Annotated in this window: 20 protein-coding genes and 1 pseudogene; 12 read left to right on the top strand and 9 right to left on the bottom strand. The window is 71.3% G+C overall.

All coding sequences use genetic code 11. From position 1 onward, the window contains the following. Positions 1 to 120 precede the first annotated feature (120 nt). Positions 121 to 387: a hypothetical protein gene (locus EER30_RS16810; protein ID WP_240670062.1), complete on the top strand. Its 267-nt coding sequence runs from the start codon at positions 121 to 123 to the stop codon at positions 385 to 387. A gap of 83 nt (positions 388 to 470) precedes the next feature. Here EER30_RS16810 and EER30_RS16805 read toward each other — a convergent pair whose 3' ends face one another. Genes EER30_RS16805 through hisI form a run of 3 tightly spaced genes read right to left on the bottom strand, consistent with a single transcriptional unit; the run spans position 471 to position 2,922 of the window. Then, positions 471 to 1,019: a Trp biosynthesis-associated membrane protein gene (locus tag EER30_RS16805; protein WP_127501391.1), complete on the bottom strand. Its 549-nt coding sequence runs from the start codon at positions 1,017 to 1,019 to the stop codon at positions 471 to 473. Next, a complete protein-coding gene (locus tag EER30_RS16800) occupies positions 1,016 to 2,548 on the bottom strand; it encodes an anthranilate synthase component I (protein ID WP_127501390.1) in 1,533 nt (510 codons plus the stop codon). The genes EER30_RS16805 and EER30_RS16800 overlap by 4 nt, the downstream gene beginning before the upstream one ends. Beyond that, complete coding sequence (hisI, locus tag EER30_RS16795) at positions 2,545 to 2,922, bottom strand: phosphoribosyl-AMP cyclohydrolase (RefSeq protein ID WP_127501389.1); 378 nt, start codon at positions 2,920 to 2,922, stop codon at positions 2,545 to 2,547. The genes EER30_RS16800 and hisI overlap by 4 nt, the downstream gene beginning before the upstream one ends. A gap of 1,669 nt (positions 2,923 to 4,591) precedes the next feature. Here hisI and EER30_RS16785 point away from each other — a divergent pair. From EER30_RS16785 to EER30_RS16770, 4 genes are all read left to right on the top strand, one after another. Then, positions 4,592 to 6,190: a hypothetical protein gene (locus EER30_RS16785; protein ID WP_164842352.1), complete on the top strand. Its 1,599-nt coding sequence runs from the start codon at positions 4,592 to 4,594 to the stop codon at positions 6,188 to 6,190. A 134-nt stretch (positions 6,191 to 6,324) separates the two neighbouring features. After that, on the top strand, positions 6,325 to 7,041 hold the full coding sequence (locus EER30_RS16780; RefSeq protein ID WP_127501386.1) for an ABC transporter ATP-binding protein: 717 nt from the start codon (positions 6,325 to 6,327) through the stop codon (positions 7,039 to 7,041). 64 nt (positions 7,042 to 7,105) lie between these two features. After that, positions 7,106 to 7,843 carry an ABC transporter permease gene (locus tag EER30_RS16775; RefSeq protein WP_127501385.1) on the top strand — a complete coding sequence of 246 codons (738 nt, stop codon included), beginning with the start codon at positions 7,106 to 7,108 and terminating at the stop codon, positions 7,841 to 7,843. A 9-nt stretch (positions 7,844 to 7,852) separates the two neighbouring features. Next, positions 7,853 to 8,464, top strand: coding sequence for a TetR/AcrR family transcriptional regulator (locus tag EER30_RS16770; RefSeq protein ID WP_127501384.1), 612 nt, complete (start codon positions 7,853 to 7,855; stop codon positions 8,462 to 8,464). On the opposite strand, the gene EER30_RS16765 is transcribed toward EER30_RS16770, so the two are convergent. After that, entirely contained in the window at positions 8,465 to 9,190 is a 726-nt protein-coding gene (locus tag EER30_RS16765; protein WP_127501383.1) for a DUF2470 domain-containing protein, read from the bottom strand. It lies immediately after the preceding gene. A 107-nt stretch (positions 9,191 to 9,297) separates the two neighbouring features. Between EER30_RS16765 and rpsD the strand changes: the two genes are divergently transcribed. Then, a complete protein-coding gene (gene rpsD / locus EER30_RS16760; RefSeq protein ID WP_127501382.1) occupies positions 9,298 to 9,906 on the top strand; it encodes a 30S ribosomal protein S4 in 609 nt (202 codons plus the stop codon). A 236-nt stretch (positions 9,907 to 10,142) separates the two neighbouring features. On the opposite strand, the gene EER30_RS16755 is transcribed toward rpsD, so the two are convergent. Further along, positions 10,143 to 11,900 (bottom strand): ABC transporter ATP-binding protein, encoded by a 1,758-nt coding sequence (locus EER30_RS16755; protein WP_127501381.1) that lies wholly within the window; start codon positions 11,898 to 11,900, stop codon positions 10,143 to 10,145. After that, complete coding sequence (locus EER30_RS16750; RefSeq protein WP_205650263.1) at positions 11,897 to 13,684, bottom strand: ABC transporter ATP-binding protein; 1,788 nt, start codon at positions 13,682 to 13,684, stop codon at positions 11,897 to 11,899. The genes EER30_RS16755 and EER30_RS16750 overlap by 4 nt, the downstream gene beginning before the upstream one ends. Before the next feature lie 110 nt (positions 13,685 to 13,794). Here EER30_RS16750 and EER30_RS16745 point away from each other — a divergent pair, with 110 nt between their 5' ends. Beyond that, positions 13,795 to 14,406, top strand: a complete 612-nt coding sequence (locus EER30_RS16745) for a TIGR03085 family metal-binding protein (RefSeq protein WP_127501380.1) — start codon at positions 13,795 to 13,797, stop codon at positions 14,404 to 14,406. A gap of 148 nt (positions 14,407 to 14,554) precedes the next feature. Beyond that, positions 14,555 to 15,865: an amino acid permease gene (locus EER30_RS48705; RefSeq protein ID WP_127501379.1), complete on the top strand. Its 1,311-nt coding sequence runs from the start codon at positions 14,555 to 14,557 to the stop codon at positions 15,863 to 15,865. Here EER30_RS48705 and pdxR read toward each other — a convergent pair. Then, positions 15,835 to 17,157: pseudogene (gene pdxR / locus EER30_RS16735) on the bottom strand (MocR-like pyridoxine biosynthesis transcription factor PdxR); the annotation flags it as partial. The gene EER30_RS48705 and the pseudogene pdxR sit on opposite strands and share 31 nt — an antisense overlap. Before the next feature lie 107 nt (positions 17,158 to 17,264). On the opposite strand from pdxR, the gene EER30_RS16730 reads away from it, so the two are divergent. Together EER30_RS16730 and EER30_RS16725 are read left to right on the top strand one after the other, a co-directional pair. Next, positions 17,265 to 18,407, top strand: a complete 1,143-nt coding sequence (locus EER30_RS16730) for a S8 family peptidase (RefSeq protein WP_127501377.1) — start codon at positions 17,265 to 17,267, stop codon at positions 18,405 to 18,407. A gap of 148 nt (positions 18,408 to 18,555) precedes the next feature. Beyond that, positions 18,556 to 19,773, top strand: a complete 1,218-nt coding sequence (locus tag EER30_RS16725) for an MFS transporter (RefSeq protein WP_127501376.1) — start codon at positions 18,556 to 18,558, stop codon at positions 19,771 to 19,773. Positions 19,774 to 19,776: 3 nt separating this feature from the next. On the opposite strand, the gene EER30_RS47085 is transcribed toward EER30_RS16725, so the two are convergent. Continuing rightward, entirely contained in the window at positions 19,777 to 19,929 is a 153-nt protein-coding gene (locus EER30_RS47085; protein WP_164842350.1) for a hypothetical protein, read from the bottom strand. A 297-nt stretch (positions 19,930 to 20,226) separates the two neighbouring features. On the opposite strand from EER30_RS47085, the gene EER30_RS16720 reads away from it, so the two are divergent. Next, positions 20,227 to 22,050, top strand: coding sequence for an AMP-dependent synthetase/ligase (locus EER30_RS16720; protein ID WP_127501375.1), 1,824 nt, complete (start codon positions 20,227 to 20,229; stop codon positions 22,048 to 22,050). Between the two features lie 148 nt (positions 22,051 to 22,198). Next, a complete protein-coding gene (locus EER30_RS16715; RefSeq protein WP_127501374.1) occupies positions 22,199 to 22,648 on the top strand; it encodes a pyridoxamine 5'-phosphate oxidase family protein in 450 nt (149 codons plus the stop codon). Between the two features lie 142 nt (positions 22,649 to 22,790). Here EER30_RS16715 and yczR read toward each other — a convergent pair whose 3' ends face one another. After that, a complete protein-coding gene (yczR, locus tag EER30_RS16710; protein ID WP_127501373.1) occupies positions 22,791 to 24,245 on the bottom strand; it encodes a MocR-like transcription factor YczR in 1,455 nt (484 codons plus the stop codon). Positions 24,246 to 24,284: the final 39 nt, after the last annotated feature.

Below are 24,284 nucleotides of genomic sequence, written 5' to 3'. Positions count from 1 at the left end.
AATGATGAGTTCCAGGCAGACTGGTCGAGGCGTTCCGAACGCCTGCCAGCTCAGAACTGAACCCACCCGCAGCGGAAAACATAAAGCCAAACCGTCGATCGAAACGATGGGGAGTTTCTCGTGGCCGCCATCCGGACCGTTCCGGCCGAGCCCGCCGGCTTGGCCAACGTCTCCCGCGCCTTCTTCTCCGCCGCCGCCGAAATCGTCACCGAGGTGCAGCGGCGGGTTGTGGGCGACGACAACGTTCGCACCGCCCGCGACAACGCGTGGGCCGCAACCCTGGAAGACCGCGCGCGCCACGAGGCCCGCGCCGAGCTCACCCGCGAGGTGGCCGCCCTGATCGCCCGCCCCGCCCCGGCCCGCCGCCACCTCGCCAAGACCCGCTGATTCTTGCCGGGCTCTTACCGCTTGCAGCCCGGCCGGCCACTTCCCCACCGGCCAGCTACTTCTTCCCCGCTGATCTTGGGGGGTTACGCCGTCGGGTCGTTGCCCCGGTCCAGCGAGTCCCAGGCGGCTCGGTTGTCGACCGGCTTCACGTTGAGACCCGGCGCCTCCGGCGCACCCACCGGCGCGGGCTTGCGGTCGTACCGGGCTGACATGCGCGGCCACCGATGCCCGTGACGCGCCGCGACCAGCCCGCCGGCCACGACGATCGCGCCCCCGAGAGCACAGGCCACCGGCCAGATCGTGCCGCCGCTGCCGGCCGCGCCCGGGTCGAGGCCCGCCCGGCCGGCGACCGCGCCGATCACGACACCGACCCCGGCCAGCGCCAGCAGACCGCCCAGGACCCGCCGCAGCCAGCCGTGCGTCGCCAGCAGGGCTCCCGTGCCGGCCAGGCCGACCAGGGCCAGACCGATCAGCCACGGCTCGAGATCGGCGCCGGTCTGGACCGTACGCAGATCGGACAGACCCGGACGCTCGGTCACCTGCACCGACCAGGTGCGCGTGGCCCCGTACGCGGCCAGGCCCGAACCGGCCAGGCAGGCGAGCAGGGACAGCAGATAGGAACGACGGTTCATCGGGCGGCACGCAGCGTCTCGGCCGAGGCGATCGCGGCCAGCACCGCCGCCGCCTTGTTACGGGTCTCCTGCTCTTCGGCAGCCGGGTCGGAGTCGGCGACGATGCCGGCGCCCGCGCCCACATAGGCCACGCCGTCCTTGAGCAGCGCCGTACGGATCGCGATCGCCATGTCCATGTCGCCGGCGAACCCGAAATAGCCGACCGTGCCGCCGTAGAGACCGCGGCGCGTCGGCTCCAACGACTCGATGATCTCCATGGCGCGCACCTTCGGCGCCCCCGACAGCGTGCCCGCCGGGAACGTCGCGGCCAGCGCGTCGAACGCCGACCGGTCGTCGCGCAGCTCACCGATGACGGTCGACACGATGTGCATCACATGGCTGTAGCGCTCGATGCGCGCGAACTCGGGCACCTCGACCGAGCCGGCCTTGCACACCCGGCCCAGGTCGTTACGGCCCAGGTCGACCAGCATCACGTGCTCGGAACGCTCCTTGGGGTCGGCCAGCAGCTCGGCGGCGAGCGCGTTGTCGAGCTCGGGGGTCGCGCCGCGCCAGCGGGTGCCCGCGATCGGGTGCAGCAGCGCCCGCCGGGTGCCTTCCTCGTCCGAGCTGACCTTGAGGTGGGCCTCGGGCGACGAGCCGACGATGTCGAAGTCGTCGAAACGAAGCAGATACATGTACGGACTGGGGTTCGTCGCCCGCAGCACGCGATAGACGTCGAGCGGGTTCGCGTCGGTGGGCCGCTCGAACCGCTGGGCCACGACGATCTGGAAGCACTCGCCGGCCCGGATGGCTTCCTTGGCCTCGTCGACCGCCTTCTGGTATTCGCCCGGCGCGGTGCGGCTGACCGGCTCGCCCGCCGGCCGGCGCTCCACCGTGGAGATCATCGGCGGGGTCGGCCGGGACAACGCCGTGGTCATCGCGTCGAGACGGCCGACGGCGTTGTGATAGGCCGCTTTCCTGGAGTCGTCGTCGGCGTCGTCGGCCAGCACGGCGTTGGCCACCAGGATCGCCGAGCCGTCGAAGTGGTCGAGCACGACCAGGTCGGTGGCGAGCATCATGCCCAGCTCGGGCAGCCGCAGATCGTCGCTCGCCGACACGGGCAGGCGCTCGAAACGGCGTACGAGGTCATAGCTCAGATAACCGACCATGCCGCCGGTCAGCGGGGGCAGATCACCCGCGGCCGGCCCGTCGGCGAGGGCGGCGACGGTCTCGCGCAACGCGACCACCGGGTCGCCGTCGAGCGGCACCCCCGCGGGCGGGACGCCCAGCCAGTGGGCCTCGCCGTCGCGCTCGACCAGCGTCGCGGCGCTGCGCACACCCACGAACGAATAGCGCGACCAGGCGGCGCCGGACGGGCCCGCGCCCTGCTCGGCCGACTCGAGCAGGAACGTGCCGGGGCCGCCCGCGAGCTTGGTGTAGACCCCGACCGGCGTCTCGCCGTCAGCCAGCAGCTTGCGCGTCACCGGCACGACGCGTCGGCGCGCCTTGAGGAAGCCGGCTTCGTCCGGGAAGACCGCCCCGCTGGTCACGACGCCGTCACCACCGGCAGCTCGTCGTGGAAGCACGTGTGCTCGCCGGTGTGGCAGGCCGCACCGACCTGCTCGACCGTGACGAGCAAAGCGTCGCCGTCACAGTCGAGGGCGACGTTGCGGACGAATTGGTAGTGGCCGGAGGTCGCGCCCTTGACCCAATATTCCTGACGGCTGCGGGACCAGTAGGTCGCCCGCCCGGTCGTCAGCGTGCGATGCAGCGCCTCGTCGTCCATCCAGGCGAGCATGAGCACGTCACCACTGCCGTGCTCCCGCACGATCGCCGCGACGAGGCCGTCGGGCGTGCGCTTGAGCTTGGCCGCGATCACCGGATCAAGGTCGTTCTTGACTACCACGCCACGATTCTCCCCCATCGGCGCCCATGCGCCGACCCCGCCCGACACCGCGCCCCACCGGGGTTCTGAAGTGCGCTGTCGGGTGGACGACGGTGCCCCACGATCCGGGCACGGGTAGTGCCTCCGGACCTCCTGTTCGGTACCGTCGTCGTGCGCTGCACCCAGTCAGGGGTGCCCTCAGCCGCCTCCCGAGAGGGTTACCGCAGCTCAAGTCCGCGGGTGGCGGAGCCGGAGCGACGGGAGTCTCAAACCGATGGAGCCGACGTCCAACCCCGACAATGCTCGGCCGACACGCGGGCTGGCGCGGTTCTGGCCGGTGCACCGCGACGGGGAGGACGAGGGCGCCACGCCCGATTCGCCCCCGATGTCCGGCACTCTTTCGGGTGAAACCGAGATGGTCGCCCTCGGCTCCCGGCGCTCGCTCGAGAACGCCGATATCTCCGTCAGCGGACCGCCCGGTCTGAGCCAGGCTCCGGTCAGCGGGTCGGGTCTTGTGGGACCGGGCATTCCGCGACCGACGTTCGCCCCGGGAGTCTCCGGCCCGGGAATTTCTGGTCCAGGAGTCTCCGGCGCGGGAATTCCTGGCCCGGGAGTTTCCGGCCTGGGGGCGCCTGCTCCGAGAGGGGACGCGTTCGAGGGTCCGAAGCCCACCGGTGTGCCCAGCCCGCTCGGCACACCCGGCTGGCCCAGCGTGCCCGGCTCGATCGGCGGGCCCGCATCGACGGACGGACCCGGTTCCGTCAGCGGACCCAGCCCGACCGGTGGGCTCGGTTTCGGGCCCGGCCCGGACGGCAGGCCCGGCCCGGACGGCAGGCCCGGCCCGGACGGCAGGCCCGGCCCGGACGGCAGGCCCGGCCCGGACGGCAGGCCCGGCCCGGACGGCAGGCCCGGCCCGAGCGGCGGACCCGGCCCGAGCGGCGGACCCGGCCCGCACAGCGGACCCGGACCCGTGGGTGGTCCCACCGCGAGCGGTGGCCCGAACCCGGACGGCGCGAGCGGTCCTGCCGGCGGTCAGCGCCCGATCGGTCCTTCGAACATCCCGAGCGGCGGCCAGGGATCCGGCGGCGCTTTCAACGGGCCGGGCACCCCGAACACGAACGGGCCTCTCGGAGGCCGGATCGAGCCGGGCGCGAACGGTTCGTTCGGCGGTTTCAATCTCAGCGGGCGGGCGGCGCCGAACGATCCGCACGGCGCGCAGCGCCCGGCCGGTCCGGAAGCACGGGCCGCCGGGTCCGGCTCGGCCGATGCCGGCGACTCCCTCAACGGATCAAGAGGGCCGGCCCCGCTGGGCGCAGGCGAACCGCGGGGTTCGAGCGGATCGGTGAACCCGGACGGGCGCCGGGCGGCCAACGGGCGCGATCTCGCGGGTCTCGGCGGGATGCCGATCAGCGGACCGCCCTCGCAGGTCAGCGGCCCAGCCTCGCCGATCAGCGGACCGCCGCAGCCGGTGAGCGGCTTGCCGAACCAGGTCAGCGGGCCCCCGCAGCAGATCAGCGGACCGCCGGCACAGGTCAACGGACCGCCCTCGCCCGTCAACGGACCGCCCTCGCCCGTCAACGGACCGCCCTCGCAGGTCAGTGAGCCGCCCGCGGCCGCCGTGCGAGGCGGGCCGGCCGAGCGCGATTCTGATCACTCCGGCGCTATGGAGGAGAAACCCGGCGATACGGCGTCCGTAGAGTCCGGTCGGGTGAGCACCTGGGACGGCGATATCGGTGGCTTCGGCCTTGGCGGACGCAACGGTCGTTTCCTGTTCGGCGGGCGCAACCCCACAGAGCCTCGGCCGGGCCTCAACGGCCACGCGCCGGGCGAGGTGAACGGACGGTCCTCCGGGCCGGACCTGTCAGCCGTTTCCGGCGGCGCCGCGCACGGGGAAGATGCCGACCACGCGGAAGCGCAAGACGAGAACGGGCGTGATGACATGAACGGACGGGCCGGGATCCCCGGTGTGCCGACCTCGGGCGCCGGGCCGGCCGCGCCGGTCTCCGGGCCGGGCGGCGGACCGGAGGAGGGCCTCGGCCGCCGTGCCGCTCCCGACGACGCTGGGCGTCGGCCGGCCGACGCCGGGCGACGCGCCGCCGCCGACGACGACACCGGCCGCCGCGGGACGCCGGACGAGACGCCTCGCCGGGCCACCCCGGACGGGCCCGGCCGCGCATTCCCGGAGACCCCCGGAAGCCGCACCACCCCCGAGCCGACCGGAAGCCGCGCCGTCCCGGACCCGCTGGCCAGCCGCACCGTGCCGGACCCGCACACCAGCCGCACCGTCCCGGACCCGCTCACCGGCCGCGCCGTGCCAGAACCGCTGGCCGGCCGTGCCGTCCCGGAGCCGCTGGCCGGCCGTGCCGTCCCGGAGCCGCTCGCCGGCCGCGCCGTCCCGGAGTCGCCGGCCGAACGAGCCACCCCGGACGAGCCCGCCCGTCGCGCCACGGACGAAACCGGACGTCGGGCCGCGGACGAAACCGGACGTCGCCCCGCAACGGACGACGCCGGACACCGGGCCACCGCCACCGCGGACGAGACCAGCCGACGCGCCACCGACGACATCGGCCGGAGCACCGCGGACGACGCCGGTGACGCACGCCGCGCCGCCGCCGGCTGGGCGTCCGTGCCGACCTCGACGCACCCGATCGTCAGCCCCACATCGGCGCCGCCCGTCTCGGGTGCTCCGGTCGCGGCCTCCCCCGTGTCCGGCGGACCCGTCTTCGGGGCGAGCTTCGGCCAGCCGCCGTCGTACACGCCGGCCCTGCCCGACCCGGCCTCCGGACCGGTGTCGGGTGTGCCCGCGCCGCGCGCCGCGGCCAGCATCGCGGTGCCCGTGGCCAAGCCTCAGCCGCCGGCCGACGAGAAGGCCCAGCTCGGCATCACGTTCGGCGGCCCGGTCGACGAGGGTCCGCGCCGCTCGGCGAGCCTCGAGGACGCCGAGCCCGTACGCCGTGGTCGCCGGGCCGCGCCGGACGAGTTCGACGACGAGCAGGGTCACGACGACGCGCCGCTGCGGCCGGGTGACGTCGCCGCGGGGAACATCGCGTTCTGGGACGAGGACGCCACCCGTCACTTCCGGGCGGCGTGGCACGAGGTCAAGGCCGAGTTCGTCGACGACCCGGTGACGGCCCTGACCCGCGCGCACGACCTGCTCACCGACGCGGTCAACGAGCTCACCGAGGCGCTGCTGGCCGAGCGGGACGAGCTCGACCCGCTGCGCGGCACCGGTACGCCGGACACCGAGAGCATGCGGATGGCGATGCGCGGCTACCGGGAGTTCCTGGATCGCATCCTGTCGCTCTGAGCCAACCGAGAGCACCCCTGGTCCCGTACGGGATCGGGGGTGTTTTTTTGTGCCTGACCGAACCTGGCATAGACCGCACCGCAGAATTCATCTAGCGTTGATTTCAACAGCCGATGAAATAGACGGAGGACACGATGAACAACGCGATCGAGGTGCGGGACCTCGTCGTCGACAGGGGTAAGAGACGGGTGCTGCACGGCGTCTCGTGCGACATCCCGGCCGGGCGCGTGACCGGCCTGCTCGGCCCGAGCGGCAGCGGCAAAACGACCCTGATCAGGGCGATTGTCGGCGTGCAGATCGTGCGCGGCGGCGACGTCACGGTGCTGGGCGAGCCCGCGGGCAGCGCGCCCTTGCGCCGCACGGTGGGTTATGTCACGCAGGCGCCGAGCGTCTACGCCGACCTTTCCGTACGCGAGAACGCCCGCTATTTCGCCGCCCTGCTGGGCCTGGGCGCGGCCGAGGCCGACCGGGCGATCGCCGACGTGGGCCTGGCCGACGCGAAGAACCAGCTCGTCGGCAATCTCTCCGGTGGTCAGCGGAGCCGGGCGTCGCTGGCGTGCGCCCTGATCGGCGACCCGAAGCTGCTGGTGCTCGACGAGCCGACGGTCGGGCAGGACCCGGTGCTGCGCGCCGACCTGTGGGCCCGCTTCCACGAGCTCGCCGCGGGCGGCACGACGCTGCTGGTCTCGAGCCACGTGATGGACGAGGCCGGCCGTTGCGACCGCCTGCTGCTGATCCGCGAGGGCCGCCTGATCGGCGACGACACCCCGCCCGCGATCCGCGCGGCCGCCGGAACGGACGATCTCGAAGAGGCTTTCCTGCGCTTGATCCGGGAGCAGGTGGCGGCATGACCGACTGCACCGGAACGAGCGGAGCGGAATGCCGGGCCAGGAGAGCATGCCAGGGAGGCACAGCGTGAACCTCACGATCACCCTGGCCACGGCGAGCCGGGTGCTGCGGCAACTGCGGCACGACCGGCGCACGGTAGCGCTGCTGGTCGTCGTACCGGCGCTGCTGTTGACCCTGCTCTATTTCATGTACGACGGAGCCGGCACGACGTTCGACCGGATCGCTCTGATCATGCTCGGCATCTTCCCGTTCGTGATCATGTTCCTGGTGACCAGCATCGCGATGCTGCGCGAGCGCACCACCGGCACGCTCGAGAGGCTGCTCACCACCCCGCTCGGCAAGATCGACCTGCTGTTCGGGTACGGACTGGCGTTCGGCCTGGCGGCGGCCGTGCAGGGGGCGGTCGCGACCGCGGCGGCCTACTGGCTGCTCGACCTGGACACCGCCGGCAGCGCGGGCCTCGTCGTGCTCATCGCGGTGCTCAACGCCGTACTCGGGGTGGCTCTCGGCCTGTTCTGCAGCGCCTTCGCGCGCACCGAGTTCCAGGCCGTACAGTTCCTACCGGTGGTCGTCGTGCCGCAGATCCTGCTGTGCGGCCTGTTCGTGCCGCGTGAGCAGATGGCCGGCTGGCTCGACGCGATCAGCAGCGCGCTGCCGCTGACCTACGCGGTCGAGGCACTGCTGCAGGTGGGCGTCTCGACCGAGGCGACCACCACGATGTGGCGCGACCTGGTGATCGTCGCGGGCGCGGCGCTGGTGGCGCTCACCCTCGCGGCCGCGACCCTGCGACGGCGAACCCCTTAGGAGCTTCGATTGGCACGGCGGAGCGGGCGGCGTCCCGGCAACCAGGACACTCGCGCGTCCATCCTGGAGGCCGCCCGGTCGATCTTCGCCGAGAAGGGCTACGACAAGGCGTCGATCCGTGGCATCGCGGGCGACGCCGGCGTCGACCCTGCCCTCGTGCACCACTATTTCGGCACGAAGGAGAAGCTCTTCCTGGCCGTGATGAACGCGCCGATCAACCCGGGCGAGCTGATCCCGCAGGCTTTGGAGGGTCCGCGTGAGCAGGCCGGTGAGCGCCTCGTCCGTACGGCCCTGGGGGTGTGGGACTCATCGGCGGGCTCGGCGGCGCTGGCCGTGTTCCGCTCGGCGTTGAGCAACGAGTGGACGGCGCGGCTGCTGCGCGAGTTCGTGGTCACGCAGATCCTGCGCCGGGCGGTGGGCGAGATCATCGAGGACCCGGGTGAGGCTCCGATGCGCACGGCGTTGGTCGCCACCCAGATCGCGGGCACGATGGTGGCCCGTTACGTGCTCAGGATCGAGCCCCTGGCCAGCGCCGACATCGACACGCTGGCCGCGGCCATCGGCCCCAACGTGCAGCGCTTCCTGACCGAGCCGATGCCGGAAGTCTTCAAGCGGGACTGATCAGTCGCTGCAGCGGTGGCAGATCACCGGGTGCAGCAGGTGGGCCAGGTCCTGACGGTCGGTCACCGGGCGCGGGAAGGACAGCCGGGCCAGCTTGTCGTCGAGGCGCACCATGAAGCCGTACCGGTCCATGCGGACGACCTGGGGCTCGGCGACCGGCTGGAACGTCTTGCCGAGCTGCCGCCGAACATAGGCGCTCATCTCGGCCTCGTGGTGGTCGAGCAGGTCGGCGATCAGGTCGAACTCGATGCGGCAGAGCGGGTCGGGGGTCGCCTCGGCGAACTCGTCGACATCCACGTCGACCAGCTTCTCCTTGCGCTCGTAGCGCACCTCGGCGACGTCCATGCGGTGCAGCACCTGGCCGGCCCCGACGTCGAGCAGGTCGCCCGACGCGTCGACCTCGGCGTAGTCCATCGCCGCGGCCCGGGCCTCGTCGCCCTCGAGCAGGGTCGCCCAGCCACTCAGCCACACGCGGCCGATGGTCGGCGAACCCGCCATCGGCGGCACGTCGGAGATGTCGAGCACCATCGCGACGTCGTCGTTGCCCTCCTGCGGGCGCAGCGAGGCCGCGAAGGCGCCGTCACTCGGCGAGAGCAGGAGCACCCGGCCGTTCGCGTCGGTGACGTGCCGCACGGGAAGCGGCCCCGGACGGCAGGCGACGTGCGCGACGCCGGGCAGGTGGCCTGCGGCGAGCGTACGCGCGACCTCGGCATGGGTGGGCTGCATGGTGTGGACCTCCGGGCACCGGTTAGGCTTGCCTTAGTAAGGTGAGGCTAACCGTAACACCCGGTTCGGGGAACACCGGCCTCAAGCACAAGTGACTCGGAGACTTCATGAACAACTCCCGACCCAAGGCCAAGCTCTCTCGGGCGCTCGGCCTCCCGCTGACGCCGAAGTGCGTGAAGTACTTCGAGAAGCGGCCCTTCCCGCCGGGTGTGCACGGCCGGTCTCGCCGTAAGGCCTCGGACTACCAGGTGCGGCTCCTCGAGAAGCAGCGGTTGCGGCACCAGTACAACATCAGCGAGTCCCAGATGCGCAAGGCGTACGACGACGCCCACCGCGCCGAGGGCAAGACCGGCGAGACGATGGTCAGCCTGCTCGAGCGCCGCCTAGACGCCACGGTGATGCGCGCCGGCCTGGCCCGCACCATCTACCAGGCCCGCCAGCTGGTCGTGCACGGCCACTTCATGGTCGACGGCAAGAAGGTAGACCGCCCCAGCTACCGCCTGAAGCCCGGCCAGGTGATCGCGGTCCGCGACAAGAGCCGCCAAAAGCCCCCGTTCCAGCTGGCCGCCGCCGGCGCCCACCTGGACGGCCCCACAGCCCCCTACCTCTCAACCGCCGTAGAGGACCTGCGCATCACCGTCCTGCGCCTCCCCGAGCGCTCAGAGATCCGCGTCCAGTGCGACGAGCAACTGGTAGTCGAGTTCTACGCCCGCTAACCACAAACCCACCGGCGTCAACCCACCCAACCCATCCACCAAGGGTTGCACCCCACCAAAACCCCATATTTTGCGCGAACTCGCTCGAAGTCTAGCGACCCGCGATTGCCCCGCTGATGGGCAGGGACCCGTTTTTTCGACGTCGCGGGGTGTGCGACGGCGGAAAAACGGGTCCCTGCCCATCAGCCTCAAAGGGGCAATCGCCGGCGGAGCGAAGCGGAGCCCATAAGCTCAGCTCACCGAGTCTGTTCCAGCCAAGACGCATACAGCTTGGCGTAAATCGACCCTTCCTCCGCGACCAGCGCCGAATGCGCCCCCCGCTGCACCACCCGCCCCGCATCCACGACGATCACTTCATCCGCCGCCTGTGCCGTAGACAACCGGTGCGCGATCGCCACGGTCGTCCGGCCGCGGGTCACCGTGTCGAGCGCCCTCTGCAGCCGCACTTCGGTGGCCGGGTCGACTGCACTGGTCGCCTCGTCGAGCACCAGCAGATCCGGGTCGGCAACATAGGCGCGTACCAGGGCCACGAGCTGCCGCTCCCCCACGCTCAGCGATTCCCCGCGCTCCCCGACTGGCGTCTCGAGCCCGCCCGGCAGCCCACTCAGCCAGTCGGCCAGCCCCAGTTCGGTGAAGGCCGCCGTCAGCTGGGCATCGGTCAGGGAGGGCTCGGCGAAGCGGATGTTCTCCGCGATTGTCGCGTCGAACAGGAATCCGTCCTGCGGCACCATCACCACCCGCGACCGCAGGGCCGCGAACCGCACGTCGCGCAGCGGTGTCCCGGACAGCAGCACGGCACCGGAGACCGGGTCCATCAGCCGGGTGAGCAGCTTCGCGAATGTGGTCTTCCCGCTTCCGGTCTCTCCGACCACGGCTACTTTCGTACGTGGCTTGATCTCCAGGTCGACGTCGGCGAGCACGATCGGCCCGCCCGGGTAGCTGAATGACACGTCGTCGAAGCGCACCGACAGCGGCCCTGCCGGCAGGTCGACTCCGACCTCGTCCGGGTCTTTGACGTCGGGTTCCACGTCGAGTACGTCGAGTACGCGACGCCACCCCGCCACCGCGTTCTGCGCTTCGTTCAGCATGTCGGTGGCGATCTGCACCGGCTGGATGAACAGCGTCACCAGGAACAGGAACGCGGTGAGGCGCCCGACTGACAGCCCGCCGTCGACGCCGATGAGCACGCCTACGACGACCACCCCGGCCAGCGCGAGTCCGGCCCCGATCTCGCCGCTGGAGAAGCTGGTCACACTTGTCCGCATGGCGCGCCGCTGGGCGGTCTCGAGCCGGCCGATCGAGTCGTCGAGCCTTTTCTCGGTGCGGCCGGCCACCCCGTACGCCCGGATGACCATGGCCCCGACGACACTTTCGGCGATGGCGCCCAGCATCACGCCGGTGCGTTCGCGGACCGCGCCGTAGACCGCCGCGAGCCGCTTCTGGAAGAGCCGGATCACCGCGACGGCCGGCCCGAAGGCGAGCAGCACGACGATCGTGAGTTGCCACGAGTAGACGAACATCACGATCGTGGAGACCAGCAGCTGACCGCTGGCCAGCAGCAACTGCACGCCGCCGGTTTGCAGGAAGGTCGAGATCTGGTCGACGTCGCTGGTCACGCGGGACACCATCGTGCCGCGGCGTTCGGACTGCTGGTGCAGCATCGACAGGTCGTGGATGTGGCGGAATGTGCGTGAGCGCAGCCCGCCGAGCGCGGTCTCGCTGACTGTGAACAGGCGGCGGGTCATCAGGTAACCGGCCAACGTGGAGATCATCAGGGCGACGAAGGTGAGCGCCACGACTACGACGATGAAGCCGAGGTCGGGCCCGCCGGCGCCGCGGATGCCGTGGTCGATGCCCTGCTGCACGGCGATCGGCACGGCGACGCGGCCGGCCATCTGCACGACGGCCAGCCCGATCGTCCCGGCCAGGCCGGGCCGCAGTTCCGGCGAGAGCGCCAAGCCGCGGCGCACGGTGGCGAGGGTGCCCTGAGTCATGATGTTTCGACCTTCTCCGCGTCGGCTTTCTCGTACGCGGTGACGAGCTCGGCGTAGCCCTCGTGGTTGGCCAGCAGCTCGGTGTGGGTGCCGGCGGCGACGACTTTGCCCTGTTCGAGATAGACGACCTCGTCGGCGAGCGCAATCGTGGCGCGCCGGTAGGCGACGACGAGGATCGACGCCCCCGCGTCCCGCCCGCGCAGCGACGCGAGGATGGCCGCTTCGACGCGCGGGTCGACGGCGCTGGTCGCGTCGTCGAGCACGAGGAGCCGCGGCCGGCCGGCCAGGGCGCGGGCCAGGGTGAGCCGCTGCCGCTGGCCGCCTGACAGCGATGTGCCGCGTTCGCCGACCGCGGTGTCGAGCCCGTCGGGCAGCTTGGTCACGAAGCCGTCGGCCTGGGCCAGGCGCAGCGCCGACCAGGCGGCCTCGTCGTCGAGCCCGTCGCGTTCGAGCGTGATGTTGCCGCGCACGGTGTCGTCGAAGACGAACGGGAGTTGCGGCACGAGCGCGGACGCGCTGGTCAGGGCAGGCTCGGTGAGCGAGGGCAGCGGCACCCCGTCGAGCGAGATCTGCCCGCTGTCCGGGTCGACCAGGCGCACCGCGAGCGACGCGATCGTCGATTTGCCCGAGCCGGTCGCGCCGACCAGGGCGACCGTGCGGCCGGGCGGCACGGTGAAGGTGACGTCGTTGAGGACCAGCGGCCCGTCCCCGTACGCGAAGTCGACCTTGTCGAAACGCAGGGTGGCCGGGCCGGGGCCGGGGGCGACGGCCGAGCCGTACGTGAGATCGCCGTCGGCGGCCAGCACGGCCTGGACTCTCTCCCAGCCGGCGACGCTGCGGGGCAGTTCGCCGACCACCCAGCCGATCGCCCGTACGGGGAAGGCCAGCACGGTGAACAGGAACGACACGGTGACCAGCTCGGCGACGCTGATCGCGCCGTCCTGCAGCCGCCAGGCGCCGAGCAGCAGCACGGCGAGCGTGCCGACGCTGGGCAGCGAGTCCATCAGCGGGTCGAACAGACCGCGCAGCCGGCCCACCGCGATCAGCGAGTCGCGCAGTTCGTCGACGTAGACGCGGAAGCGGCGCGACTCGTCTTCCTCGCGGCCCATCGTCTTGACGACCAGGGCGCCGTCGAAGCTTTCGTGGGCGACCGCGCTGACCTTGGCCCGCATCTGCTGGGCCTTGATCTGGCGCGGCGACATGTATCGGGAGTAGACGACGTTCATGCCGAACAGGGCGGGGAAGAGCGTGACGCCGACCAGCGCGAGCACCCAGTCGGTGAGGAAGAGCGCGATCACCGCGGCGACGATCATGACGATGGTGCCGACGGCGAAGGGCAACGGCGCGATCGGTACGAAGGCCGCCTCGACGTCGGAGTTCGCGTTGGACAGCAGGGTGCCGGTGGCGTGTTTCTGGTGCCAGGAGGGCGGCAGCGACAGATAGCGCCGGGTGACCGCGCGTCGGTAGCGGGCCTGGAGACGGAACTGCATGTAGCCGGCGCCGAGACGACGGCCGAAGATGCTGGCGACGCGCAGCACGCTGAGGCCGAGGAAGATCACGGCGATCAGTACGAGGGTGCCCGTGCTGGTGGACCCGTCGTTGAACGCGGGCACGACGACACGGCCGATGATGCCGCCGACGACGTACGAGTTGGCGATGACCAGCAGACCGAACACGCTGCTGCCGACGACGCCGATCGTGAACAGGCGAGGCTCCGCCTTGATCGCCTGACCCAGCACCCGCAGTCCCCGTACCAGCACATCGCGGCTGGACCTGGTGCTCAAGATTTCCTACCCGACTGGTAAGGATTCGCCGGCGGTTCCGGCCTTACATACCCATCCTGCCGAACACCGCGCCGCCGTTCACCATCGCACCCTGTGTCTACCATCACGTAGTGACCGCCTATGCCCAGCGCGAACGGCGACTGCTCGCCGACCTGCTCCTGCGTCTCGGCCCTGACCAGCCCACTCTCTGCGAGGGTTGGACCACCCGCGACCTCGCGGCTCACCTGGTGCTGCGCGACCGCCGGCCCGACGCGGCGGCCGGCGGGTTGCTGCCGCCGTTGCACGGCTATGCCGAACGCGTGCGGCTGGGCATCGCGGCCCGCCCGTACGCCGAGATCGTGCACGACGCGCGGAGGGCGCCATGGTGGAGCCCGGTGAGCAATCCTCTCCTGGACGAGGTCACGAACACCATCGAGTTCTTCGTGCACCACGAGGACGCGCGGCGCGGTCAGCCCGGCTGGCAGCCGCGTGACCTGGACCGGGGCTTCGAGTCGGCGCTGTGGAAGGCCGTCCGGGTGACCGGCAGACTCACTCTTCGGCGGGCCGGTGTGCGGGTCCGGGTCAACGCCGACGGGTACGGGTCTTTCGACGTCGGCGACACGCCGTCGGCCACCCTGTCCGGGCCGCCCGGCGAGATCGCGCTCTTCGTGACCGGCCGCAAGGAGAACGCGCGGGTCACGGTCGACGGCGACGACCTGCGCAACGCTCGCCTGGCCCTGTGAATGAGGGTTCTTCAGGGCCGACCTGGAGCTGCACCCCGCGGAGGTTGGCGGCTTGGGTCTCCACCGCCCTGAAGAACCCTCATTTGGCCCATTTGATCTGACCGGAATTGGTCCAAACGGCGAGCCAATGCGGGCCTAGCGTGAAGGCATGACGAGCTCGAAATCCGGACTGTCCCTGGCCCAGGGGGCCGCGCTGTGCGTGGGCGCCGTTCTCGGCACCGGCGTGATCTCGATGCCGGCCCTGGCCGCCGAGGTCGCCGGACCCGCGTCGCTGGTCGCCTGGCTCGCGCTGATCGTCCTGTCCGCCCCACTGGCCCTGACCTTCGCCGCGCTCGGGGCCCGGCACCCGGACGGCGGCGGCGTCTCCACCTATGTGCGGCTGGCGTTCGGCCCGCGCGTCGGCGCCGCGATCGGCTGGTGCTTCTTCTTCGCGGTCCCGCTCGGCGCCCCGGCCGCGACCGCGTTCGCCGGCGGGTACGTGGCCGACGTACTCGGCGGCGGCCGCACCACGATGCTGCTGACCTTCCTCGTCATCGTCGGCGCCGTCTTCACGATGAACTGGTTCGGCCTGCGGGTCTCGGGCCGGGTGCAGCTCGTGCTGACCGGTGTGCTCGCGTTGCTGCTGGTCGTCACCGTGATCGCCGCCCTGCCGCACGCCAGCTTCGACAACCTCACCCCGTTCGCCCCGCACGGCTGGGCCGGGATCGGGTCGGCCGCCGCCGTGCTGGTCTGGGGCTTCGCCGGCTGGGAGGCCGTCTCGTCGCTGGCCGCCTCCTACCGCAACCCGCGCCGCGACGTGCCCCGGGCGACGTCGATCGCCGTCGTCATCGTCGGCGTCCTCTACCTGGCGATCGCCGCCACCAGCGTGCTCGTGCTCGGCCCCGGCCTGGCCGGCAGTTCGGCGCCGCTGGCCGACCTGCTCGCCTCCGGCCTCGGTGGTCCGGTACGGGTGATCACCGCGATCGTCGCCGTCCTGCTCACGGTCGGGGCCGTCAACGCCTACCTCGCCGGGGCCTCGCAGCTCGGGGCGGCCCTGGCCCGTGACGGTGCGCTGCCGGCCCGGCTGGCGGGCACGCCCCGCAAGGCGCTGACCGCGGTCTTCCTGGGCAGCATCGCCTCGGCCTTCCTCCCGATCGACCTGCACACCTCGCTGCTGCTGGTCACCGGCTGCTTCACGCTGGTCTACGTGCTGGGCACGGCAGCCGCGCTGCGCCTGCTGCCGCGCGGGCGCGCCCGGGTCGTCGCCGGCGTCGGCCTGGTCTCGGTGGTCGGGCTGCTCTGGCTCACCGGGCTGCCCGCGCTGCTCAGCCTCGTGATCGTCGCGGCCTCGCTGGCCTATCAGGCGTGGCGGGCCAGGAGCGCGGCGAACAGAGTCATCCCCTCGTCGAGCAGCGCTGGGTCGACCGCGCCGAATCCGAACACGAAGCCCGCCTGCCTGGTCGGCGAGCCCTCCGAGTAGTCGCTCAGGTCCTCGACGGCCAGACCGGCGCGAGCCGCCGCGCTGACCACCGCGCCCGTGTCGGCGCTGGTCAGCGCGGCGACGTGCAGCCCGGCCGCGGACGGGACGACGTCGAGACCCGGCATCCGGTCGAGCGCCGACACGATGCGGGCGTGCCTGGTGGCGTACGCCTTGCCGGCCTTTCTAACGTGCCGTGCGAGCAGGCCCTCGTCGAGGAAGCGGGCGAGGGCGGCCTGCACGGCTGGTTGGCCGTAGCCGTCGCTGAGCTGCCGCGCGGCGGTCAGGGCCTCGCGCAGACCGGGGGTGGCGAGGACGAACCCGGTGCGTACGGCGGGAATCATGCTCTTGGAGAACGTGCCCACGTAGAGCACGCGACCCGCGGCGTCGAGGCTGTGCAGCGGCTCGAGGGGACGGGCCGAGAAGCGGAACTCGCTGTCGTAGTCGTCCTCGACTATCGCCGCCGGCCGGGCGCGGGCCCAGTCGAGCAGCTCACGCCGCCGGGCCAGGCTCATCGCGCGGCCGAGCGGGAACTGATGCGACGGCGTCGTGTAGACCAGCCTGGCCGCGGCGGGCAACTCCGTCACGACCAGGCCCTCGTCGTCGACGCGGACGCCGGTGACCTTCGCCCCCAGCGCGGCCAGGATGCGCCGGGCCGGCGGATAGCCCGGCTCCTCGACCGCGACGACGTCGCCCGGCCGCACCAGAACGCGCGCGATCAGGTCGAACGCGTGCTGGGCGCCGTTGGTCACGACCACGTCGTCAGCGGTCGTGCGCACGCCGCGCGAGACGCCGAGATAGCGCGCGATCGCCTCGCGCAGCGCCGGGTGCCCGGCCGGTTCCCCGTACGTGCCGGGGTTGTTGGCTCTCCACCGAAGCTCGGCGGTGACCAGCCGGCGCCACGCGTCGAACGGGAAGAGGCCCGCGTCGGGGATGCCGGTGCGGAAGTCGTAGCGCGGCTTGCGCATGGCGCCGCTGGTCGCGAGCGGCTCGAAGGTCCAGTCGGCCCGGGGTCGCAACGGGTCGGCGGTGGCCCGGCGGCGAGCCGTCGTCCGCGGCGCCCCGACCACGAACGTGCCCGCGCCGACCCGGGCGGCGAGATAACCCTCGGCGGTGAGCCGCTCGTAGGCCGCGGCCACACTGCCGCGCGCCACCCCCAGATCGGTCGCGAGCGCCCGCGTCGCCGGCAGCCGCTCGCCCGCAGGCAGCCGTCCGTCGGCGATCGCCGCCCGCAGCGCGCGATAGACCGCGGACGTCTTCCCGTCCGCCTCGTCCAGCCGGATGATCAGGTCCACCTGCGCATTCTCCACGCTATGGCCTATTCGGTATGCATGCGATCGAGGGCCGTCCCGCCTACCCTCCTGAGTATTGAAGTGATGGATGTCGATACAGGAGGACCAGCATGGTGACCCGTCGCACCCTCGCCGCCACCTTCCTAGCCGTCGTCAGCACCGCGGCGCTCAGCACGCCCGCCGTGGCCGCCCCCACCGGGGAGATCCGCCTCGCCGGCACCGCCACCGCGGTTCCCGGCAGCTACATCGTCGTGCTCCAGCCCGGCGCCAAGACACTCGCCAGCAGCGTCGGCGGCCAGGTCAGGCAGCAGTTGAGCATCATCAACGGGTACGAGGCGAGCATGAGCGAGGCGCAGGCCAAGCGGCTCGCGGCCTCGCCCGGCGTCGCCTACGTCGAGCAGAACCAGACCATCTCGCTGTCGGCCACGCAGACCAACGCCACCTGGGGCATCGACCGCATCGACCAGCGCGCCCGCCCGCTGAGCACGACGTACACCTATCCCGTCACCGCTTCGAACGTCACGGCGTACATCATCGACACCGGCATCCGTTACACGCACAACGACTTCGGCGGCCGCGCGGTCGCCGGTTACGACGCCGTGGGCACCGGCGCGGTCGACTGCAACGGCCACGGTACGCACGTCGCGGGCACGGTCGGCGGCACGACCTACGGCGTCGCGAAGGCAGTGCGGCTGGTCGGCGTACGCGTGCTGAACTGCTCGGGCAGCGGCACGACGGCGGGTGTCATCGCCGGCGTCAACTGGGTCGGCAACCAGACGGCCCGGCCCGCGGTGGCCAACATGAGCCTCGGCGGCGGCGCCAGCAGCAGCCTCGACAACGCGGTCAACACGGCGATCTCGCGAGGCATCACCTTCGCCCTGGCGGCCGGCAACTCGACCGCGAACGCCTGCAACTCGTCGCCCGCGCGCGTTCCCGCCGCGATCACTGTCGGCGCCACCACCAGCACGGACGCCCGGGCAAGCTACTCGAACTACGGCTCCTGCCTCGACATCTTCGCGCCCGGTTCGTCGATCACGTCGGACTGGTACACCTCGAACACAGCCACAAACACCATCAGCGGTACGTCGATGGCGAGCCCGCACGTGGCCGGCGCGGCGGCCCTGGTGCTCTCGCGCAACACCGGCTTGACCCCGGCCCAGGTGCGCGAAAACCTGGTCGCCAACGCCACCACCGGCGTGGTCACCAACCCCGGCACCAACTCGCCGAACCGCCTGCTGTTCGTCGTCCAGTAGCGCTTCATTCGGGGTGCCCGGTCCCTTTTGCGGGGCCGGGCACCCCTTGGCGGATAGATGTCAGTCGACGGCAGAGATTGGATGCAGTACATATTCTGCGTTGCGTGACCATGAGACTGCGGAGAGTTCACACTTCCGGGGCCGCAGTGTGAGCACCCTCTGGCGCAACCGTGAGTTCACTCTGCTGTGGACGAGTCAATGCCTGTCCGATCTGGGCGGCGCGATCGCCACCCTGGCCATCCCCCTGCTCGTTCTGGAAGTGACCCACTCGGCGGTCATGGCCGGCACCGTCGGCACGGCGGCGCAGCTCACCAAGCTGGTCTGCCGCCTTCCCTCCGGTGTGCTGGCCGACCAGCTCAACCGCCGCCGGGCCATGCTGACCTGCGACGCCATCCGCCTGATCGCCTTCCTGCTGCTGGCCGTCGCGGTCGCCGGCGGCCACGCCGGCCTCGCCTGGATCGTGATCGTCGCCCTGATCGACGCCGTCTGCGGGTCGCTGTTCAACACGACCGAGCACGCGGCGCTGCGCAGCATCGTCCCCGCTACGCAGCTCCCCGCCGCCGTGGCCCGCAACGAGGCCCGCAGCTACGGAACGTCGCTGGTCGGGCCACCGCTGGGCGGCCTGCTCTTCGGCATCACCAGCGCGCTCCCATTCGTCGGCAACGCGCTGTCCTATCTGGCCTCGCTCGTCGGCATCGCCCTGATCCGCAAGCCGCTGCAGTCCGACCGGCCGCCCCGTCGCGCGGGCCGGGGTTCGGCCCTGCTGGAAGGTTTGCGCTTCGTCTTCGGCAGCCCGTTCCTGAGATCCGTCCTGATCATCGCGGCACCGCTGAACTTCGCCCTCTACGGCGCCATCTTCACGATCATCATCACGCTGCAGAGCCGCGACGTGGCCCCTGGCGTGATCGGCCTGACCGAGACGATCGTCGGGGCCGGCGGCCTGATCGGGGCCCTGGCCGCACCGGCCCTGCAACGCCGGCTGTCCTTCGCCGTCCTGATCCGCGCGCTCTGCTGGGCGGCGACGCTGCTGCTGATGGTCAGCGCGCTGCTGACCACGAGCGTCGCCGCGGCCGCCCCGATCGCGCTGGCCATCTTCGTGGGCCCGGCCTGCAACGCGGCCCTGTTCGGCTACCAGGCGGCGATGACCCCCGACCACCTGCAGGGCCGGGTCCTGAGCGTCATCTTCCTGGTCGCGATGTCCGCCGCGGCCGCGGCCCCGTTCCTGGCCGGCGTCTTCGTGACCGCCTTCTCGCCGGCCGCCGGCATCCTGCTCTTCGCCGCCGCCGTCTCCGCGTCGGCCCTGACCGCGACCTTCGCCCCCGCGATAAGAGACATGCGCCCGATCGAAGAGCTGGCCCCCGCCTGACCCTCAGGCGTCCCGCCACGCCGGGGTCTCGCAACCCAGCTCGTTGTCCCACCAGCCGTCAGCCTCGCCCTGCTCCAGCCGCCGCTTGATCGCGGTCAGGTCGGCGCCGGCCGGAACGTTGAACGCCACCAGCGGCAGTTCCGCGCTGAAGGACACCGGACGCACCCGAGCTCTGATCCGCCTGGGAATGTGCTGAGAAATAGATGCCGTAGTGCAAGCAAGTGGGTGGCTGCGGAGACGGCCATCAAAACAGGACGAAGGCCCGCAAGGCGCCGCGCGCGGCAGGTTTCACGTCGTGAGACGGTGAGATGTGGCGGTCGATACACTGGGGGTGAACATCCCCGGTCGCGGCGGGTGCCGAGGGTGGCACTAGCCCTCTTGCCCCCGGGCCAATACCCTGCGCGGTAACGAAAAGTTAACTCCCCCAAGTCAACTGCACCTAAGGCGGCGCCGATGGCTCTTGAAGTTCCCTACCGGTCGATTCCCGACATGTTCTTCAAGCGCGTGGCCGCTACCCCTAACGGCCAGGCCTTCGCGATTCCGAACGCCGACGACACGGGCATGGTCTGGTTCACGTGGGCGCAGGTCGGTGAGCGCGCCTCGGCGATCGCGGCGGGCCTTCACGACCTCGGTGTCGGGCTGGAGGACAGGGTCGCGATCCTGTCCGGCACGCGCTTCGAGTGGGTGCTCGCCGACCTCAGCATCAACTGCGCGGGCGCGGCGACCACCACGGTCTACCCGACCACCGAGCCCGAGGACGCCGGCTACATCGTGGCCAACTCCGGGTCGAAGGTGCTGATCGCGGAGAACGCCAAGCAGGCGCTGAAGATCTCGGGCATCGACACCGACGTGACGCACGTGGTGCTCATCGACGGTCCGGCCGACGCGGGCGCGACGCCGCCGCAGATGACGCTGGCCGACCTCGAGGAGCGCGGCGCGGCCGTGCTGCGTGAGCGGCCGACCCTGATCGACGAGGTCGTCGCGTCGATCGGCCCCGAACACCTGGCCACCCTGATCTACACCTCGGGCACCACGGGCCGGCCCAAGGGTGTGCAGCTGCTGCACGCCGGCTGGACGTGGGAGGGCGTCGCTCAGGAGAGCCTCGGCCTGTTCGAGTCGACCGACCTGCAATATCTGTGGCTTCCGCTGTCGCACTCGTTCGGCAAGACGCTGCTCTGCGGCATCGTGCACGTGGGCGTCCCGACCTACGTCGACGGCCGCGTCGAGAAGCTGGTCGACATGCTCTCGGTGGTGCAGCCGACGCTCATGTGCGCCGCTCCCCGCATCTTCGAGAAGGTCTACAACAAGACCGTCACCACGGCGCTGGGCGCCGGCGGCGCGAAGGCCAAGATCTTCGGCTGGGCGGTCGGCGTCGGCAAGCAGAAAGTCGCCCTCGACCAGGCCGGAAAGCCGATCCCGGGCGGGCTCAAGCTGAAATACACGATCGCCGAGAAGCTGGTCTTCTCGAAGCTGCAGACCCGTCTCGGCGGGCGGCTGCGCGTGCTGGTCAGCGGCTCGGCGCCGCTCAGCCGCGAGATCGCCGAGTTCTTCGCGGCCGCGAACCTTCCGATCATGGAGGGCTACGGCCTGACGGAGAGCAGCGCGGCCAACTTCGTGAACCGGCTCGACAAGCTCAAGATCGGCACGGTGGGGCTCGCGCTCGGCGACCTTGAGTGCAAGATCGACTCGGACGGCGAGGTGCTGCTGCGCGGCCGCCCGGTCATGCGCGGCTACCACGACCTGCCCAAGGAGACCGCCGAGGCGTTCACCGAGGACGGCTGGCTGCGCACCGGCGACATCGGCGAGCTCGACTCCGAGGGCTTCCTGAAGATCACCGACCGCAAGAAAGACCTCGTCAAGACGTCCGGTGGCAAATACATCGCGCCGAGCGCGATCGAAGGCCAGTTCAAGGCCGTCTGCCCCTACACGTCGCAGGCGGTCGTGGTCGGCCAGGCCCGCAACTTCGTCACCATGCTGATCTCGCTCGACGAAGATGCGATCAAGGGCTGGGCCGCGGGCACCCCGCTCGAGGGCAAGAGCTACGCCGAGATCTGCGCGGCCCCCGAGACCGAGAAGATGGTCGCGGAGTACGTGCAGCAGCTCAACGGCAAACTCAACCGCTGGGAGACGATCAAGAAGTTCGCGATCCTGCCCCGCGACCTGAGCATCGAGGCCGGCGAGATCACGCCCTCGATGAAGATCAAGCGGCGCTCGGTCGAGGCCAACTTCGCCGAGCAGATCGACAAGATGTACGCGGGTTCGCTCGCGCAGATCTGATCCAGGCGTTCAAGGCGGCCGACGTTCTACGCCGGCCGCCTTCACGTTGCGCCGATTAACGACGGACGCCGTTTCGGATCGGGCGCATTTACGCTGCGCCGATGAACGACGGGCGCTGTTTCGCGCCGGCCGCATCTACGCTGCTTCCATGACCGACGAGCCTCGTTCCGGCCCCGAGCGCAAGGCCGACGTGCTGGCCAAACTGAACGCACCGGTCGCCGACGCCTGGGTGGCGACGGCCGACGGCGATCCCTATCTTGTGCCGCTCACCCTGGCCTGGTTCGGCGAACGGGTGCTGCTCGCCACCGCCTCGAAGAGCCCCACCGGGCGCAACCTGACTCGCAGCGGCCGAGCCAGAATCGCCTTGGGCGACACTCGCGACGTCGTGCTGATCGACGCGGTGCTCGACGAGACCATCCCGGTGGGCGAGTCAGGCGCGGCCGGGGAGGCCTACGCCGAACAGAACGACTGGGATCCCCGCACGGCCGGCAGCGGCTACGTCTTTCTCGCCCTTCGTCCCGAACGCATCCGGGCATGGCGCAACGAGTCAGAAATATCCGGCAGCCTGGTGATGCGCGACGGCGTCTGGCTGGTCTAGACACCCGACGGCGCCTGGCTGGTCTAGATACGCGACGGCGTTTGGCTGTTCTGGGCGCCGACGACGAAGAGCGGCGACCGGCGCGACTCCCAGCGGCCGAGAACAGCGGTGTCCGAGTTAGGACGGCCGACAACGGCGCCGTTCAGGCGATCACCGCGGGCGTACGCCACGACGGGCCGGGGGCGCTCTCCAGGTCGTGACGGACCGACGCGATTCGACGTACGGCCTCGGTCAGGTCTTCGGGGGGAAGCGTGAACGGCAGGCGCAGGAAGCGCTCCAACGTGCCGTCCAGACCGAAGCGCGGGCCCGGGGCGAGGCGCACCCCCACGTCTTCGGCCGCGCGGGCCAAGGCGCTCGAGATCGGGCCGTCGAGCTCGGCCCAGATGGTCGCCCCGCCCGCCGGCAGCACGAAGTTCCACTCCGGCAGCAGCCGCTCCACCTCGGCGGCCAGGGTGTCGCGCTGACGGCGCAGCTCGATCCGGCGGTCCTTGACGATCTTCGAGGCGTCGCGCAGCAGGCGGACGGCGACGAGCTGCTCGAGCACCGGGCTGGCCATGTCGACACCCACCCGGATCGCGGCGAGACGCTGCACCAGCGGGGCCGACGCGCGCACCCACCCGATGCGCAGCCCACCCCAGTACGCCTTGCTCATGCCCCCGATCGTCACCACGCGCGAGTGCCGGTCGGAGTGGGCGACCGGCGGCGGCATCCGATCGCCGTCGAGCTGCAGGTCGACCCACGACTCGTCGACGACCAGGTCGGTGCCGGTGCTGTGCGCCGTGGCGACCAGCCGTTCCCGCAGCTCGGCCGGCATCAGATGCCCGGTCGGGTTGTGAAATTCCGGGATCACGTACGACAGTCGCGGGCGCGTCTGACGCAGGGCACCGAGCAGCATCTCGCCGTCCCACCCGGTCGCCGTGTCGAGCCCATGCGTGTCGATGCGGGCGCGGCGGGCCGAGAGGGCGGCGAGCGCGTTCGGATAGGTCGGCGCCTCGACCAACACCGGCGAACCGGGCGGGCAGAGCAGCCGCAGCACGAGGTCGAGGGCCTGCTGGGTGCCGCCGGTGATGAGAATCTGCTCGGCCGAGGTGGCGACGCCCCGCTCACGGAAGCCGGCCGCGACCGCCTCACGCAGCTCGATCAGCCCGGTCGGGTGGTAGCCGGCGCTGCCCAGATAGCGCGGCAGGTCGTCGGCGGCGGCGCGGGCGGCCGGAACCAGCTCGGGCGGCGCTGCCGAAGCGGCCACGCCCAGGTCGATGACGTCGCGGTCGTCGAGCGGAGCCCACAGGCCCGAGGTGGCGACACGGTGACCGTTGGGCAGGGTGGTCCAGCTCCCGGCGCCGCGGCGACTGGTGAGGTGCCCGGTCTCGCGCAGGGTGCGGTAGGCCGCGCTGACCGTCGTGCGGCTCACGGCGAGCGACTCGGCCAGTTCGCGTTCGGCCGGGAGGCGTACGCCCAAAGGCAGCCGGCCGTCGGCCAGCAGACCCCGCACCGAAGCCGCCAGGGCCGCGTAGTCGGGGCTGCGATGCCGGCCCGGAAGCGAGTGCCACTGACCGAGCAGCCGGGCCAATTGGTCCCCGCGTATCGTCGTCGTCACATCCACCTCCACGAAATTGGCACTTCAGCTTTGCACAAT

The organism is Actinoplanes solisilvae (assembly GCF_003999975.1).
Classification (GTDB): domain Bacteria; phylum Actinomycetota; class Actinomycetes; order Mycobacteriales; family Micromonosporaceae; genus Actinoplanes; species Actinoplanes solisilvae.
This window is presented reverse-complemented; position numbering and strand designations above follow the sequence as displayed.

Excerpts from the sequence above, each read along its gene's own strand:
- hisI (WP_127501389.1), bottom strand. The coding sequence starts at position 2,922 with ATGGGGGAGAATCGTGGCGTGGTAGTCAAGAACGACCTTGATCCGGTG.
- EER30_RS16755 (WP_127501381.1), bottom strand. The coding sequence starts at position 11,900 with ATGACTCAGGGCACCCTCGCCACCGTGCGCCGCGGCTTGGCGCTCTCG.
- EER30_RS16805 (WP_127501391.1), bottom strand. The coding sequence starts at position 1,019 with ATGAACCGTCGTTCCTATCTGCTGTCCCTGCTCGCCTGCCTGGCCGGT.
- EER30_RS48705 (WP_127501379.1), top strand. The coding sequence starts at position 14,555 with ATGACGAGCTCGAAATCCGGACTGTCCCTGGCCCAGGGGGCCGCGCTG.
- EER30_RS16720 (WP_127501375.1), top strand. The coding sequence starts at position 20,227 with ATGGCTCTTGAAGTTCCCTACCGGTCGATTCCCGACATGTTCTTCAAG.
- EER30_RS16730 (WP_127501377.1), top strand. The coding sequence starts at position 17,265 with ATGGTGACCCGTCGCACCCTCGCCGCCACCTTCCTAGCCGTCGTCAGC.
- EER30_RS16715 (WP_127501374.1), top strand. The coding sequence starts at position 22,199 with ATGACCGACGAGCCTCGTTCCGGCCCCGAGCGCAAGGCCGACGTGCTG.
- EER30_RS16765 (WP_127501383.1), bottom strand. The coding sequence starts at position 9,190 with ATGCAGCCCACCCATGCCGAGGTCGCGCGTACGCTCGCCGCAGGCCAC.
- rpsD (WP_127501382.1), top strand. The coding sequence starts at position 9,298 with ATGAACAACTCCCGACCCAAGGCCAAGCTCTCTCGGGCGCTCGGCCTC.
- EER30_RS16780 (WP_127501386.1), top strand. The coding sequence starts at position 6,325 with ATGAACAACGCGATCGAGGTGCGGGACCTCGTCGTCGACAGGGGTAAG.